A 15,452-nucleotide genomic window follows, 5' to 3' on the forward strand; every position below is an offset into this window, starting at 1 on the left:
CCTTCCCCGGTACCAGGTCAGCAGGCGGGCGGACAGGGACCTGACGGCATCCGGCATCTTCCCCGGCACTACAGGGAAAGGGGGAAGACATGGCAGACGAACACGAGCACGTCCCGGTGCTGCTGGACCGCATCGTCGAACTGTTCGCGCCGGTCTTCTCCGACCGCGAGGCCGTGCTGGTCGACGCGACCGTCGGGCTCGGCGGTCATTCCGACGCGCTGCTCACCGCGTTCCCCCGGCTGCGCCTCGTCGCCCTCGACCGTGACCCCAACGCGCTGGAGCTTTCCGCGAAACGCCTTGCGAGGCATGGTGATCGCGTCGACTTCGTGCACGCCGTCTACGACGAGATGCCATCCGCGCTGCAGGAACTAGGACTGTCCAGAGTGGACGGGATCCTGTTCGACCTCGGGGTCTCCTCGATGCAGCTGGACCGTGCCGAGCGCGGTTTCGCCTACGCCAAGGATTCCCCGCTCGACATGCGGATGGACCCGACCACCGGGTTCACCGCGGCCGACGTGCTCAACACCTACGCCCCCGGCGAGCTGATCCGGATCCTGCGCGACTACGGCGAGGAACGGTTCGCCCAGCGGATCGTCAAAGCCGTTGTGGCGGAACGGGAGAAGGAACCCTTCACGCGCAGCGGGCGGCTGGTGGAACTGCTGTACGACGCGGTCCCCGCGGCGAGCAGGCGTACCGGCGGGCATCCGGCGAAGCGCACCTTCCAGGCGTTGCGGATCGAGGTCAACGGCGAACTGGAGGTGCTGCGGCGCGCGATGCCGAGGGCGCTGTCCTGCCTCGCCGTCGGCGGCCGCATCGTCGTGGAGTCCTATCAGTCCCTCGAAGACAGGCTGGTCAAGCAGGCCTTCGCGGAACTGGCGAAATCCCGGACGCCGGAAGGGCTTCCGGTGGAACTGCCGGGCCACGGCCCGGAACTGAAACTGCTCACCAGAGGGGCCGAGAAGGCCGGCGAGGCGGAGACCGAACAGAACACACGGGCCGCCTCCGTGCGGCTGCGGGCCGCCGAACGGATCGGAGACCGAGCACGATGACCGCTCCCGCGAAATCCCGCGGCCGCCGGACACCGCCGCCCGGACGGCGTGCCCGCGCGACCGCCACCGTCGACCAGACATCCGACACCACCGAGACCACGAAGTCCCGCGCCTCCCGTGGCCGGACGTCGGCGGCCGAGCGTGCCTACGCCCGTCGCGCCCAGCGCGCCGACCTGCTGCAGCGAGACCAGCAGCGCAACCGCCCCGACGCGGAAGGCGGCGCGGGCAAGGAAGAGCCGAAGAAGAAGCTCAAGCTGCGCTGGCCGCGTTCGCGCGCGTCGTTCGTGCTGATGATGATGGGCATGCTGGCCGTCGGGGTGGCGTGCACGCTGTGGCTGACCACGCAGGCCATCGCCGATTCGTACCGGCTCGAACAGCTCCGCACGACCAACGCCGGGCTCGCCGAGGCGAAGGAACGGCTGCAGCGGGAGGTCGCGAAGGCCGAGTCGCCCGCTTCGCTGGCGCCCAAGGCCAGGGAACTGGGCATGGTGCCCGGCGGCGACCCCGCGCATATCGTGGTCGGCCCGGATGGACAGTCCACTGTGGTCGGTGAGCCGAAGAAGGCCGAAGCCGAGGCGCCCGCCGCACCGGCCGACCCGGCGGCGCCTCCGCCCGCCGAGGGCACGCAGCAGGGCACGCCGTACGAAGGTGACCAGCCCGCGGTGCCCCAGGAGAACGCACCCCCGGCGCAGGGAGGTCAGTGATGTCGCCCGGCCGCCCGGCGCAGGCCAGGGCCCGGTCGGCGGGGAGCGCGCGGCGGACCTACGCCGCCGGGACTCGTCGCGCCACCGCCCGCCGGGGCAACGGGGGGAACCGGAGCCGGTTCACCGGCGTCCGGATCCTGCTGATCGTCGTGATGGTGCTCGCCGGCCTCAAACTGGTGCAGGTGCAGTGGTTCGAGGCCGGCGCGCTGTCTGAGGCGGCGGAACGGCAGCGGACGTCGGTGATCGAAAGTCCCGCGCAGCGTGGCTCCATCCTGGACCGCAACGGGACGAAGATCGCGTTCAGCGTCGAGGTGCGGACCCTCGCGGTGAGCCTGAACTGGCTCCACAAGACGATGAACGACTTCGCCGCGAAGAACCCGGCCAAGGGGAAGACCTTCGAGTCCGAGGTGGCGGGCGCGGCGAAGCTGATCGCGGCCAAGCTGCCCGGGGTGATCACCGAGCAGGAACTGCTGGACAAGTTCCACAAGCCGGACGGCTTCACCTACCTGGTGCACGACATCGAACCGTCGGTCGCCGAGTCGATCGTCAAGCAGTACCCGTGGATCAGCGTCGAGAAGCGCTCGAAGCGGGAGTATCCCGGTGACTCGGTCGGCGCGAACATCGTCGGCTACGCGAACTGGCGCACCGACGACAAGGACGTCTCCAAGCACAACCTGCACGGTGGCTACGGTCTCGAAGCCTCACGGGACAACGACCTCGCCGGAACGCCGGGCCGCAAGATCGTCAACACCCGGAACGGCAACGACAACCTCGTCATCCCCGGTACCGAACGGGACATCCAGAACGCCGTCCCCGGTTCGGACCTGCAGCTCACGATCGACACCGACCTGCAGTACGAACTGCAGCGGCAGCTGAGCGACTACGTCGCCAAGTCGAAGGCCAAGGGCGGCCAGGCGGTCATCCTGGACTCGAAGACCGGCGAGGTCTACGCGCTGGCCAACGACAAGACCGTCAACCTCAACGACCCCGCTTCGCGCAGCGAGACGGAGAACCTGAACAACCGCGCGGTGACCACGCCGTTCGAACCCGGTTCGGTGAACAAGATCGTCACCGCCGCGGGCGCGATCGACGCGGGCATCACCACGCCGGAGTCGTCCCTGCCGGTGCCGGGTTCACTGCAGGTCGCGGACAAGATCGTCAAGGACGCCTGGCACCACGGCACCCAGCAGTTCACCACGACCGGCATCTTCGCGAAGTCGTCGAACGTCGGCACGCTGTTGCTGGCGCAGAAACTCGGCGAGGACCGGTACGCGGATCTGCTCAAGAAGTTCGGTCTCGGCCAGCGCACGGGGCTCGGTCTTCCCGGTGAGAGCCCGGGTGTCGTGCCTCCGCGCAACCAGTGGTCGGCCACGACGTTCGGGAACCTGCCGATCGGGCAGGGACTTTCGATGACGGTCGTGCAGATGGCCGGGATGTACCAGGCCATCGCGAACGACGGTCTGCGGGTGGAACCCCGGGTGGTCAAGGCGAAGGTCAACCCGGACGGGACGCTCGTCCCGGAGCCGGCGCCGAAGACCGTCCAGGTCATCAGCCCGCAGGCGGCGAAGACCGTACGCGACATGATGCGCGCGGTGACGCAGAAGGGCCGCGGGCAGCAGAGCGGCACCGGGCCGAAGGCGGCGCTGGAGGGCTACCAGATCTCGGGCAAGACGGGCACCGGCCAGCAGGTCGACCCGCAGACGAAGACGTACAGCAACCACCTGTACAACATCACCTTCGCCGGGATCCTGCCCGCCGACAAACCGCGCTTCGTGGTCGGCATCCGGCTCGACGCGCCGGACGCCACCCTGCAGCAAGGACTCTCGGCCGCGCCGCTGTTCCACACGGTGGCCGCGTACCTGGCGCAGCGGTTCCAGATCCCGCTTTCGGACGGTCCGTCGCCTCAGGTCCCGCTGGTCCTTTCCTGACGTCGCTGAAGGACGCTTTCCCCGCATGTCATGAGAGGAAAGCGTCCTTCGCCGCGTGAGACGCGGGGAAAGTCCCCTTCAACCCCTGGCCGCGCCCGAAGTCCTCAAGCGACAGTCGGAAGCCCTTGCGTGCCAAGGAGAGGCCGCGAAACCCATTACCACGAGCATGATCGCCGCGCTCACACCCCGCACCGCTTCAGTCACCCGAATGCCGCGCCGGTAACCTCCTTGGCTGTGTCGGTGCCTACTTCAGATCCCCGCAGCGGTCCCGCCGTCGAAAGCGGGTCCGGCGCGACGGCTGCCCAGGTCCCGGACAGCCCGGTCAAGGCCGTCGCCGCACCCCCTCGCCCGGCCAGGATCGAGCCGATGCCGCTGGGCACGCTGCTCGCCAGGGCGGGCGCGCGGCTCGTGGTGGGTGGCGACGACTATCCGGCCGCGGCCGAGCTGACGGTCACGGGCAGCACGCTCCGCGCCCAGCACGTCCTCCCCGGTGACCTCTTCGCCGCGCTTCCCGGTGCCCGTGCCCACGGCGCGGACTTCAGCGACCAGGCCATCGCGGCCGGCGCGGCCGCCGTGCTCACCGACGAGGCGGGCGCCGAGCGTCCGGTGCTCCGCGACGCCGGCGTGCCGATCCTGGTGCACCCGGACCCGCGGGCCGCCCTCGGCGAGATCGCCGCCTGGATCTACGGGGAGCCGTCGCTGGAGCTGTCCGTCCTCGGTATCACCGGGACGTCCGGCAAGACCACGACGTCGTACCTGGTCGACGCCGGGCTCAAGGCCGCCGGGCTCACCACCGGGCTGATCGGCACGGTCGAGACCCGGATCGCGGGGGAGCGGCTGGCCAGCGGGTTCACCACCCCCGAGGCGCCGGATCTGCAGGCGCTGCTGGCCGTGATGGTGGAACGCGGCGTCACGCACGTCCCGATGGAGGTCTCCAGCCACGCGCTGTCGCTGGGCCGGGTCAACGGCACGCGTTTCGCGGTCGGGGCCTTCACGAACCTCTCCCAGGACCACCTGGACTTCCACAAGGACATGGAGGAGTACTTCGCCGCCAAGTCGCTGCTGTTCGACGGCCGGTCCACCGCCGAGGTGGTCGTCGTCGACAGCGCCTGGGGCCACGCACTCCTCACCCCGCACACGGTGACCGTGTCCACCGAGCCGGGAACGGACGCGCTGTGGCGCGCCACCGACCTCAACCCCACCCCGGCGGGGGAGCAGACCTTCACCCTCCACGGCCCCGAGGGCCTCACCGCCGCGGCCAAGATCCCGCTGCCGGGCGAGTTCAACGTGGCGAACGCCGTGCTCGCGGCCGCGATCCTGAACACCGCCGGTGTCCCGCTCGACGCCATCGTCGCCGGGCTCGCCTCGGTCGAGGTGCCGGGCCGGATGGAGCGGGTCTACCTCGGCCAGCCGTTCACCGCGGTGGTCGACTACGCGCACAAGCCCGCCGCCGTCGCGCAGGGTCTCGACGCGCTGCGTGCCCGCACCGAGGGCCGGATCATCACCGTCCTCGGCTGCGGCGGGGACCGCGACACCGCCAAGCGCCCGGTGATGGGCGAGGCGGCGGTCCGGCGCAGCGAGGTGCTGATCGTGACCGACGACAACCCGCGGTCGGAGGATCCGGCCGCGATCCGGGCGGCGATGCTGGCCGGTGCCCGCAACGCCGGACCGGCACTGGGCGGCGAGATCCTCGAGATCGCCGACCGCCGGGAAGCCATCGTCCACGCGGTCGAGCTGGCCCGGCCCGGCGACATCGTGCTCATCGCGGGCAAGGGCCACGAGACCGGCCAGGAGGTCCAGGGTGTCGTGCACCCGTTCTCCGACAGGGAAGAGCTGGCCTCCGCCATCCGCAGACGTCTGGAGACATCGTGATCGTGCTCAGCCTGGCCGAGATCGCCGCCATCGTCGGCGGGCGGCTGCATCGGACCGACGGGACCGCCGAGGTCACCGGAAGCGTCGAATTCGACACCCGTGAGGTCACGCCCGGCGGCCTGTTCATCGCGCTGCCCGGGGCGAAGGTCGACGGCCACGACTTCGCCGCGCGGGCCGTCGAGTCCGGCGCCGTCGCGGTGCTCGCCGCCCGCGAGGTCGACGCCCCGGCCGTGATCGTCCCGCCGCTGGAGGCGGGCGAGGGGCACGAGCGGGCCTTCGCGCTGGTCTCGGACAAGGACGGGGCGGGTGCCGCGGTGCTGGCCGCGCTCGCCAAGATCGCCCGGCATGTGATCCAGAAGCTCGCCGGCGACCACCTGACCGTCGTCGGGGTCACCGGTTCGGCGGGCAAGACCTCGACCAAGGACATCATCGCCCAGCTGCTGGAGCCGCTCGGCCCGACGGTGGCGCCGCCCGGGTCGTTCAACAACGAGCTCGGCCACCCCTGGACGGCACTGCGGGCCGATGACTCGACCCGGCAGCTCGTGCTGGAGCTCTCCGCCCGCGGACCCGGCCACATCGCCGAACTGGCGGCCATCGCGCCGCCGCGGATCGGGGTCGTGCTCAACGTCGGCACCGCCCACGTCGGCGAGTTCGGCTCCCGCGAGGGCATCGCCAAGGGCAAGGGCGAACTCGTCGAGGCGCTGCCGAGCGCCGAGGACGGCGGTGTCGCGGTCCTGAACCTCGACGACCCGTACGTCGCGGCCATGGCCAGCCGGACGAAGGCCCGCGTGGTGTTCGTCGGCGAGAGCGAGTCCGCGCAGGTCCGCGCCGCCGACATCACCCTCGACGGCGAAGCGCGCGCGTCGTTCCGGCTGGTCACCCCGGACGGTGAGGCGCCGGTGAAGCTGCCGCTCTACGGCGAGCACCACGTCGGGAACGCGCTCAGCGCGGCCGCCGTGGCACTGGAGATGGGCTCGACGGTCGAGGAGGTCGCGGCCCGCCTGTCGAGCCTCGAACGGCGCTCCGAACGCCGCATGGAGGTCACCACCCGCGCCGACGGCGTCACGGTCCTCAACGACTCCTTCAACGCCAGCCCCGAGTCGATGCGCGCCGCGCTCAAGGCGCTCGCGTCGATGAGCGCGAACCGCCGCTCGTGGGCCGTGCTCGGCGTGATGGGCGACCTCGGCGAGAACTCGGTCGAGGCGCACGACGGCATCGGCAGGCTCGTCGTCCGGCTCAACATCGACAAGCTCGTGGTCATCGGCGAGGCGGCCGCGGCCACGCATCAGGGCGCCCAGCACGAGGGTTCCTGGGGCGAGGAGTCGGTACTGGTACCCGACGTCGAGGCCGCCATCGCCCTGCTGCATGATCAGCTCCGCGCGGGAGACGTGGTGCTGGTGAAGGCGTCCAAGGCCGCCGCCCTGTGGCGGGTGGCCGACGCCGTGCTCGCCGCTCCCGTAACCGACGCTGAATCCCCTGTAGTAGCCCCTTCCCCCTCTCAAGAACGCTCGAACGGTGGTGACGCGTGATCAGCATCCTGATCGCGGCCGCGGCGGGCCTGCTGGTCTCCATCCTCCTCACTCCCTATCTGATCCGGGTGTTCTCCCGGCAGGGCTTCGGCCAGGAGATCCGGGAGGAAGGACCGCAGGGACACAAATCCAAACGCGGTACCCCGACGATGGGTGGTGTCGCGATCATCGTCGCGATGGTCGTCGGGTATTTCGTGGCGCATCTGATCAGCGCGCTCAGCGGCGGCAACGGCACCGGCGGCCCGTCCGCCTCGGGGCTGCTGGTCCTCCTGCTGGCCGTCGGTCTCGGGCTCGTCGGCTTCCTCGACGACTTCATCAAGATCCGCAAGCAGCGCAACCTCGGCCTGAACAAGACCGCGAAACTGGTCGGCCAGCTCGTGGTCACGATCGCCTTCGCGATCCTGGCGCTGCAGTTCGCCGACGAACGCGGGCTCACCCCGGCGTCGGAAAGCCTGTCCTACGTGCGGGACCTCGCGCTGATCACCTTCCCGTCGGTGTTCTTCGTGATCTTCTGCTACATCGTCATCTCCGGCTGGTCGAACGCGGTGAACTTCACCGACGGCCTCGACGGTCTCGCCGGCGGCACCGCGGCGATGGTGCTGGCGACCTACGTCGTCATCGCCTTCTGGCAGACCCGCCTCTCGTGCGCGGTCACCCCGCAGGCCGCCTGCTACGACGTCCGTGACCCGCTGGACCTGGCCGTGGTGGCCGCCGCGGCGACCGGCGCCTGTGTCGGCTTCCTGTGGTGGAACGCGGCACCGGCGAAGATCTTCATGGGTGACACCGGTTCGCTGGCCCTCGGTGGCCTCGTCGCCGGGCTGTCGATGACCACCCGCACCGAACTGCTCGCCATCGTCATCGGCGGTCTGTTCATGGTCGAGATGATCTCGGTGGTCGCGCAGATCGCCGTGTTCCGCACGACCAGGCGGCGGCTGTTCCGGATGGCGCCGTTCCATCACCACTTCGAGCTCGCGGGCTGGGCCGAAACCACCGTCATCATCCGGTTCTGGCTGCTTTCGGCCATCTGCTGCATGTTCGGTCTCGGCCTGTTCTACAGCGAGCAGCTCGGCCTCGGGGGTTAGCAAGTGGAGCTCGCCGGGCGTCACGTCCTCGTCGCCGGTGCCGGGGTCACCGGCAAGTCCATCGTCCCCGTCCTGGCGGATCTGGGCGCGCGGATCACCGTCACCGACGGCAACGCCGAACGGCTGGCGGAGCTCGAAGGGCTCGGTGCCGACTTGGTGCCGGGCCTGACCGAGCCGCCGGAGGGTGTCGAGCTGGTCGTGACCAGTCCCGGCTGGAAGCCGACGTCGCCGTTGCTGGTGGCGGCGGCCGAGGCGGGCGTCGAGGTGATCGGCGACGTCGAGCTGGCGTGGCGCGTCGGGCAGCTGCGCGACAAGCCGCCGGTGTGGCTCGCGATCACCGGCACCAACGGCAAGACCACCACGGTCGGGATGCTGGAGTCGATCCTGCGCACCGCCGGGGTCGACGCCGTGGCCTGCGGGAACGTCGGTTTCGCGGTGCTCGACGCGGTGCGGGCCGGGCACGAGGTGCTCGCCGTGGAGCTGTCGAGTTTCCAGCTGCACTGGTCGTCGACGCTGGCCCCGCTCGCGTCGGTGGTGCTGAACCTGGCCGAGGACCACCTCGACTGGCACGGCTCGATGGAGGAGTACGCGGCCGCGAAGGGGCGGGTCCACACCCACTCCCGCACCGTGGTGCGCAACCTCCACGAAGAGTGGTCCGTCCGCCTCGCCGACGAGCACGCGCCCGCCGACGCCCGCCGTGTCGCGTTCGGCATGGACACCCCGCGCCCCGGCGAACTCGGGATCGTGGAAGACCTCCTGGTCGACCGCGCTTTCGTCGCCGACCCGGCGACCAGCGCCGACGAACTCGGCACGCTGGCCGACGTGCGTCCCGCCGGTCCGCACAACGTCTCGAACGCGCTCGCCGCGGCGGCACTGGCCCGCGCGTACGGCGTCGCCGGCGAGGACGTCGCCAAGGGCCTGCGCGAATACCGGCCCGCCCCGCACCGGGCCGAGGAGATCGGCGAGATCGACGGCGTCCGGTACATCAACGACTCCAAGGCGACCAACCCGCACGCGGCGAGCGGTTCGCTGCGCGCGCATCTGAACGTCGTCTGGATCGCCGGTGGCCAGCTCAAGGGCGCTTCCGTGGACGAACTCGTCGGCTCGATCGCCGGAAGGCTGCGCGGAGTCGTGCTGTTCGGCGTGGATTCACCCGTGATCGCCGCCGCTGTCGCGCGACACGCGCCGGATGTCCCGGTGAACAGCCTCCCTTCGGGTGACGATGACACCATGACTGCGGCGGTGAAGGCGGCCCGAGCCCTGGCGCGCCCTGGAGATGTGGTGCTGCTGGCCCCCGCCGCGGCGTCGTTGGACATGTACTCGAGCTACGGCGCACGCGGCGACGCGTTCGCGAGCGCGGTCCGTGTCCTGCGCGACGGTGCGGGGGAGACCAGTGACGGCGGTTGAGGAAAGAAAGCGCGAGACCGCGCCACGCAAGCGTCGTGAGCGCAAGGAAAGCCCGTTCGTCGCCTTCCGCACCGCGCTGACGGCCTGGCTTTCGCGGCCGCTCGCCTCGTTCCACCTGGTCCTGGCGCTCACCGGCGTGCTGACCGTGATCGGCATCGTGATGGTGCTGTCCGCGTCTTCGGTCGCTTCGTACAACCCCAAGACCGGCACCGGCGTGTACGCCCAGTTCAGCAAGCACCTCATGTTCGTCGCGATCGGCGCGGTGGTGTTCTGGATCGGGCTGAGGGTGCCGCTGGAACGCGTCCGCCGGTTGTCGGCGACGGCGACGGTGGTCTGTCTCGGGCTGCTCGTGCTGGTGCTGACCCCGCTCGGCTCCGAGGTCAACGGCTCGCAGGGCTGGTTCCGGCTCGGCGGGTTCGCCTTCCAGCCGGTCGAGGCGGCGAAGGTCGCGCTCGCCTTCTGGGGCGCGCACATCCTGGTGATCAAGTACAACATCATCAACCAGTGGCGCCATCTGCTCGTGCCGGTGGTGCCGATCGCGCTGCTGATGTTCGCGCTGGTCATGATGCAGCCCGACCTCGGCGGCACGATCACCCTCGCGGTCGTGCTGATGGCCCTGCTGTGGTTCGCGGGCGCGCCGAAACGACTGTTCGGGGTCATCCTCGCGGGTGGCCTCGCCGGGATCCTGGTGCTGGCGATCATCGCCCCGTACCGGCTGGCGCGGGTCATGTCGTTCGTCTCCGGCGACCCGGACACCAGCGCGGACGGCTTCCAGGCCAATCAGGCGAAACTCGCGCTCGCCGACGGCGGGCTGTTCGGCAAGGGCCTCGGGCAGGGCCAGTCCAACTGGGGCTACCTGCCCAACGTGCAGAACGACTTCATCTTCGCCCTGATCGGCGAGGAACTCGGCTTCATCGGCTGCGCGGTGGTGCTGGGGCTGTTCGCCGGGGTCGCCGTCGTGGGCCTGCGGATCGCCACCCGCAATCTCGACCCGTGGATCCGGATCGTGGCCGGCACGCTGACCGTGTTCCTGGTCGCGCAGGCCGGTATCAACATCGGCTACGTCGTCGGCCTGCTGCCGGTCACCGGCGTGACACTGCCGCTGATCTCCTACGGCGGGACGTCGCTGGTGATCACCATGCTCATCATGGGGATCCTGGCCAACGCCGCCCGGCACGAACCGGAGGCGGTGGCCGCACTGCGTTCGCAGGGGCCGGGTAAATTCGGACGCCTGCTGAGGCTTCCCGCGCCCGAGCCGTACCGCCCGCCCGCCAAACGCAAGGGCGGCGCGGCCAGGGGAGGCGCCGCCAAGGCGGCGAGGCCCGCGCCGAGGACGGCGAGGCCTTCGCCCGCACAGGAGCGGCGCCGTTCGGTACGGGAGCCCGGCAGGAGGACGGCCGCGCGAACGGCGGTGAACCGCGGTACCGCGAAACGGGGTACCGCAAACCGGAGAGGTCATAGGTGAACAACCCCGTCAGAGGTGGCGCTTCAGGTGAGGTCGCCGGCAAGGCGCCGGTGGTCGTGGTCGCCGGCGGTGGTACCGCCGGGCACATCGAACCGGCACTCGCCCTCGCCGACGCGGTGATGCGCCTGCGTCCCGACGCGAAGGTGATCGCGCTCGGGACCGAGCGCGGGCTGGAGAACAAGCTCGTCCCGGCGCGGGGCTACCCGCTGGAGCTGATCCCGCCGGTGCCGATGCCCCGCAAGCCGACACCCGAACTGCTGAAGATGCCGCTGAAGGTCCGCGACGCGGTCAAGCGCACCCGCGAGGTCCTGGACCGGGTCGGCGCGGACGTCGTCGTCGGCTTCGGTGGCTACGTCGCGCTTCCGGCGTACCTCGCCGCGCGCGGCCGCACGCCGATCGTGGTGCACGAGGCCAACGAGAAGCCGGGCCTGGCGAACAAGGTCGGCGCGCGGTTCGCCGTCCGCGTCGCCGTCGCCGTCCCGGGGACGCCGTTGGCGAAGGCCGAGGTCATCGGCATCCCGCTGCGCCGCTCCATCACCTCGCTCGACCGGGCCGCGCTGCGCGCCGAGGCCCGCGAGCACTTCGGGCTCGACCCCGACGCCCCGACGCTGCTGGTCTTCGGCGGTTCGCAGGGCGCGGTGTCGATCAACGGCGCCGTCTCCGGCGCGGCCAAGGAGTTCGCGGACGCCGGTGTCGGTGTCCTGCACGCCCACGGGCCGAAGAACACGCTGGTCGTCCAGGAGTTCCCCGGGCGGCCCGCGTACGTCCCGGTGCCGTACCTGGAGCGCATGGACCTCGCCTACGCCGCCGCCGACGCGGTGCTGTGCCGCTCCGGCGCGATGACCGTCGCCGAGGTGTCCGCCGTCGGCCTGCCGGCGGTGTTCGTCCCGCTGCCCTATGGCAACGGCGAGCAGGCGGTCAACGCCCGGCCCGCGGTCGACGCCGGTGCCGGGCTGATGGTCGACGACGCCGACCTCAGCCCCGCCAAGGTCGCGGAGCTGGTGATCCCGCTGGTGTCCGACGCCGACCGGATCGCGAAGATGAGCGCGGCCGCGGTCGGCCTCGGTCACCGTGAGGCCGACGAGACCCTTGCCAAGATCGTGCTGGAGGCCGCAGGTGCCTGATCAACTCCCCGACACGCTCACGCGTGCCCATCTGATCGGGATCGGCGGCGCCGGGATGAGCGGTATCGCCCGCATCCTGCTCGCCCGCGGCGCCCAGGTGTCCGGCTCCGACGCCAAGGAGTCGCGCGCGTTCCTTTCGCTGCGTGCCCAGGGCGCCGAGATCGCCGTCGGCCAGCGCGCCGAAAACCTCGACGCGTTCCCCGAAGGCCCGTCCTCGGTGATCGTGTCGACCGCGATCAAGGAGGACAACCCGGAACTGGCGGCCGCGCGGGAACGCGGGATCACCGTGCTGCACCGCGCCGAGGCGCTGGCCGGGCTGATGGAGGGGCACCGCGTCGCCTGTATCGCCGGGACGCACGGCAAGACGTCGACGACGTCGATGCTGACCGTCGCGCTGCAGCAGTGCCGTCTCGACCCGTCGTTCGCCATCGGCGGCGACCTCAACGAGTCGGGCGCCAACGCGCACCACGGCGAGGGCGGGATCTTCGTCGCCGAGGCCGACGAGAGCGACGGGTCGTTCCTGGCCTACTCGCCGTCGGTCGCCGTGGTGACCAACGTCGAGCCGGACCACCTGGACCACCACGGCACGGCCGAGGCCTACGTCTCGGTGTTCGCCGACTTCCTCGGCCGGATCGTGCCGGGCGGGCTGCTCGTCGTCTGCGGTGACGACGAGGGTGCCGAGAAGCTGGGCACGCTGGCTGCGGCGCGGGGCATCCGTGCCCGTCGCTACGGGCGTTCGGTCACCGGCGCCGACGACGCGAAGGTGCTCGACTACGCCCCCGCACCGGACGGCGGCGTCGTCCGGATTTCGTTGCAGGGCGAGGAAATCGTCCTCCGGGTCGCGGTGCCGGGCGAGCATATGGCGCTGAACGCGATCGCCGCGCTGCTGGCCGGGATCGAGCTCGGCGCGCCGGTCGACGGACTGGCCGAAGGGCTCGCCGCGTTCGGCGGTGTCCGGCGGCGGTTCGAGTTCAAGGGCCGCGCGGGCGACGTCCGCGTGTACGACGACTACGCGCACCACCCGACCGAGGTCGACGCGCAGCTGCGCGCGGTGCGGACGGCCGCGGGCTCGGGCCGGGTCGTCGTGGTGTTCCAGCCGCATCTGTACTCGCGCACGAAGGCGTTCTCGAAGGAGTTCGCGGCCGCGCTGTCGCTGGCCGACGAGGTCGTCGTGCTGGACGTCTTCGGGGCGCGCGAGAAGCCGGAGCCCGGGGTGAGCGGCGCGCTCATCGCCGACCAGATCTCCGGTGTCCCCGTGCACTACCAGCCCGCGTTCGACGTCGCGGCGAAGCTCGCGGCGGATCTGGTCAAACCCGGCGACCTGCTGGTGACCATGGGTGCCGGCGACGTCACGCAGCTCGGCCCGGAGATCCTGGCCGAACTGGACCGGCGGGCGGGGTAAGCAGTGTCTCTCAAAGCGCGCTCTCGGATCCCCGCGGCCGGGCCGCGGCATCGTCTTTTCACTCACCCGGCCATGCCGGCGGCCCGCCTTCGCGAATCCGAGGCCTCCGGCCGAGAAGAAACGCGCGCGCGTACCCTCACGCAACCTGCCAACTTCAGTTCGGGAGGCACTCTCCAGCCATGACGCAGACCGGGGAACGCCGCCGCCCGGCCGAACCCGGTCGGCGTCCGCGCACGGACCGCGCACAGCGGACCCAGCGGTTGAAGGAACGGCGCGGCAGGCGGTCGGTGTACGACCGCCGCCGCACCGCCCGGCCGACCCGGCACAAGGAGCTGCGGCGGCGCTGGGTCGCGCTGCTCTCGGTGCTGACCGCCGTCGCGCTGGTGTACCTGCTGTGGTTCAGCTCGATGCTGGGGGTGAAGCAGGTGGACGTGGTCGGCGCGAGCTCCGTGCCCGCGGACCAGATCCGCGCCGCGGCGGCGGTGCCGGACCAGAAGCCGATGCTGCGCCTGGACACCGACGAGATCCGGGACAAGGTGGCGCAGATGCCCGGTATCGCCACCGTCGACGTCTCCCGCTCGTGGCCGAGCACCCTCGAGATCACCGTGACCGAACGGACCGCGATCGCGTTCTTCGACAGCGGACCCGGCGGCGACGGCGTGCACCTCGTCGACGGCGGGGGAGTGGTGTTCAAGACTCTCAAGGAACGGCCCGCCGGGCTGCCCGAGCTCAAGCTTCCGCTGGTCTCGGCCGACGACCCGGTGACCCGCGCGGTGACCGGCGTCCTCGGCGTGATCCCGCAGCAGCTGCTCAAGCAGGTCACCACCGCGACGGCGAAGACCCCCGGCAGCGTCGAGTTCGCGCTTGCCGACGGGAAGACCGTCCGGTGGGGGACTTCGGCCGACACCGAACGCAAGGCGAAGGTCCTGGCCGCGCTGCTCACCCGCGAGGGCAAGGTCTTCGACGTCTCGGCCCCCGACCTGCCCACCGTCTCCTGACGCGTTTCGTCCTCTGAATGCGGTAGTTCGCGACGCCAACTACCGCATCCAGAGGACGAAACGCGGGGGTTCAGCGGGTGACGAGGGCTTCGATACCGTCCAGCAGGCGTTCCAGGCCGAACGCGAAGGTCTCGTCGGCGGCTTCGCAGGTGTCCGCGTCGTAGCCGCCGCTTTCCCAGATCCGCGTCATCGCCGGATGCCGCGTCACGTCGAAGTACTTCTCCCAGAACACGGACCGCTGGCCCCACCAGGCGTCCGTCGACTGCCCGGTCTCCTGCTCGACCTGCGCCGTCTCGGCGAAGAGCGTCGCGTTGGCCTGCACGTAGATCTCGATGCTGTTCGCGGCCGCGGCCGCTTTGCGCGGCTCCAGCCCGATGTCCGACACCGCCGCGATCACGTACTCCTGGCCCGCCATCAGCCCCGGCCCGAGCACCGGCCGCACCATCGACGTCGAACGCAGCCACGGATGCGCCCGGAACACGGCCAGGGTGCGCTCGGCGTAGAGCCGCACCTGTTCACGCCAGCCGTCCGGCCGCGGATCGCCGGGGCCGGGAAGGTTCCGTTCGGCGAGCACCGAGTCGACCATGAGGTCGAGCAGTTCCGTCTTGCCGGGGACGTAGGTGTAGAGCGTCATCGTGCCGACGTCGAGTTCCTTGGCGATCTGGCTCATCGACACGGTCGCCTCGCCCGCACTGTCGGCGAGTGCGACGGCGGTGGCGATCACCTGGTCGAGGGTCAGTTTGGGCCTTCGTCCTCTGCTCGGCTGCCGGGCTTCGCCGCGGTCACGCCACAACAGTTCGAGGCTGCGCTCGAAGTCCATCCACACTCCACTCGGCCGTGAAGCTGGATTCTACATTCTCGTATGAGGTACGGTTAATCTGATCCCGTAGGG

The 15,452-nt window shown here is 70.7% G+C and carries 12 protein-coding genes; 11 read left to right on the forward strand and 1 reads right to left on the reverse strand.

Translation table 11 applies throughout. The features are described from left to right. Window positions 1-89: 89 nt before the first annotated feature. The 11 genes from rsmH to ACFWIW_RS21005 all read left to right on the forward strand — a co-directional run bounded on the left by rsmH (window position 90) and on the right by ACFWIW_RS21005 (window position 14,560). A complete protein-coding gene (gene rsmH, locus ACFWIW_RS20955; RefSeq protein ID WP_378369957.1) occupies window positions 90-1,049 on the forward strand; it encodes a 16S rRNA (cytosine(1402)-N(4))-methyltransferase RsmH in 960 nt (319 codons plus the stop codon). Further along, entirely contained in the window at window positions 1,046-1,753 is a 708-nt protein-coding gene (locus ACFWIW_RS20960; protein WP_378369958.1) for a hypothetical protein, read from the forward strand. Before rsmH ends, ACFWIW_RS20960 begins: the two co-directional genes overlap by 4 nt. Further along, window positions 1,753-3,681, forward strand: coding sequence for a peptidoglycan D,D-transpeptidase FtsI family protein (locus ACFWIW_RS20965; protein WP_378369959.1), 1,929 nt, complete (start codon window positions 1,753-1,755; stop codon window positions 3,679-3,681). The genes ACFWIW_RS20960 and ACFWIW_RS20965 overlap by 1 nt, the downstream gene beginning before the upstream one ends. Window positions 3,682-4,047: 366 nt before the next feature. Further along, the gene (locus ACFWIW_RS20970) at window positions 4,048-5,553 is read left to right on the forward strand and encodes a UDP-N-acetylmuramoyl-L-alanyl-D-glutamate--2,6-diaminopimelate ligase (protein WP_378369995.1); all 1,506 of its coding nucleotides are present in this window, start codon (window positions 4,048-4,050) and stop codon (window positions 5,551-5,553) included. Further along, the gene (murF, locus tag ACFWIW_RS20975) at window positions 5,550-7,082 is read left to right on the forward strand and encodes a UDP-N-acetylmuramoyl-tripeptide--D-alanyl-D-alanine ligase (protein ID WP_378369960.1); all 1,533 of its coding nucleotides are present in this window, start codon (window positions 5,550-5,552) and stop codon (window positions 7,080-7,082) included. The genes ACFWIW_RS20970 and murF overlap by 4 nt, the downstream gene beginning before the upstream one ends. Beyond that, window positions 7,079-8,164 carry a phospho-N-acetylmuramoyl-pentapeptide-transferase gene (mraY, locus tag ACFWIW_RS20980; RefSeq protein ID WP_016332673.1) on the forward strand — a complete coding sequence of 362 codons (1,086 nt, stop codon included), beginning with the start codon at window positions 7,079-7,081 and terminating at the stop codon, window positions 8,162-8,164. Before murF ends, mraY begins: the two co-directional genes overlap by 4 nt. 3 nt (window positions 8,165-8,167) lie before the next feature. Beyond that, on the forward strand, window positions 8,168-9,571 hold the full coding sequence (gene murD / locus ACFWIW_RS20985; protein WP_378369961.1) for a UDP-N-acetylmuramoyl-L-alanine--D-glutamate ligase: 1,404 nt from the start codon (window positions 8,168-8,170) through the stop codon (window positions 9,569-9,571). After that, window positions 9,558-11,036, forward strand: coding sequence for a putative lipid II flippase FtsW (gene ftsW / locus ACFWIW_RS20990; RefSeq protein ID WP_378369962.1), 1,479 nt, complete (start codon window positions 9,558-9,560; stop codon window positions 11,034-11,036). Before murD ends, ftsW begins: the two co-directional genes overlap by 14 nt. Then, window positions 11,033-12,160 (forward strand): undecaprenyldiphospho-muramoylpentapeptide beta-N-acetylglucosaminyltransferase, encoded by a 1,128-nt coding sequence (gene murG / locus ACFWIW_RS20995; protein WP_378369963.1) that lies wholly within the window; start codon window positions 11,033-11,035, stop codon window positions 12,158-12,160. The genes ftsW and murG overlap by 4 nt, the downstream gene beginning before the upstream one ends. After that, window positions 12,153-13,562: a UDP-N-acetylmuramate--L-alanine ligase gene (gene murC / locus ACFWIW_RS21000; protein WP_378369964.1), complete on the forward strand. Its 1,410-nt coding sequence runs from the start codon at window positions 12,153-12,155 to the stop codon at window positions 13,560-13,562. The genes murG and murC overlap by 8 nt, the downstream gene beginning before the upstream one ends. Before the next feature lie 179 nt (window positions 13,563-13,741). Further along, complete coding sequence (locus ACFWIW_RS21005; RefSeq protein WP_378369965.1) at window positions 13,742-14,560, forward strand: FtsQ-type POTRA domain-containing protein; 819 nt, start codon at window positions 13,742-13,744, stop codon at window positions 14,558-14,560. A 70-nt stretch (window positions 14,561-14,630) separates the two neighbouring features. On the opposite strand, the gene ACFWIW_RS21010 is transcribed toward ACFWIW_RS21005, so the two are convergent. Then, on the reverse strand, window positions 14,631-15,380 hold the full coding sequence (locus ACFWIW_RS21010; protein WP_378369966.1) for a TetR/AcrR family transcriptional regulator: 750 nt from the start codon (window positions 15,378-15,380) through the stop codon (window positions 14,631-14,633). Window positions 15,381-15,452 lie beyond the last annotated feature (72 nt).

This window comes from Amycolatopsis sp. NPDC058340, assembly GCF_042723975.1.
Lineage (GTDB): Bacteria > Actinomycetota > Actinomycetes > Mycobacteriales > Pseudonocardiaceae > Amycolatopsis.

Coding starts and splice junctions, on each gene's coding strand:
- ACFWIW_RS20960 (WP_378369958.1), top strand. CDS start 1,046: ATGACCGCTCCCGCGAAATCCCGCGGCCGCCGGACACCGCCGCCCGGA.
- ACFWIW_RS21005 (WP_378369965.1), top strand. CDS start 13,742: ATGACGCAGACCGGGGAACGCCGCCGCCCGGCCGAACCCGGTCGGCGT.
- ACFWIW_RS21010 (WP_378369966.1), bottom strand. CDS start 15,380: ATGGACTTCGAGCGCAGCCTCGAACTGTTGTGGCGTGACCGCGGCGAA.
- rsmH (WP_378369957.1), top strand. CDS start 90: ATGGCAGACGAACACGAGCACGTCCCGGTGCTGCTGGACCGCATCGTC.
- ACFWIW_RS20970 (WP_378369995.1), top strand. CDS start 4,048: ATGCCGCTGGGCACGCTGCTCGCCAGGGCGGGCGCGCGGCTCGTGGTG.
- ACFWIW_RS20965 (WP_378369959.1), top strand. CDS start 1,753: ATGTCGCCCGGCCGCCCGGCGCAGGCCAGGGCCCGGTCGGCGGGGAGC.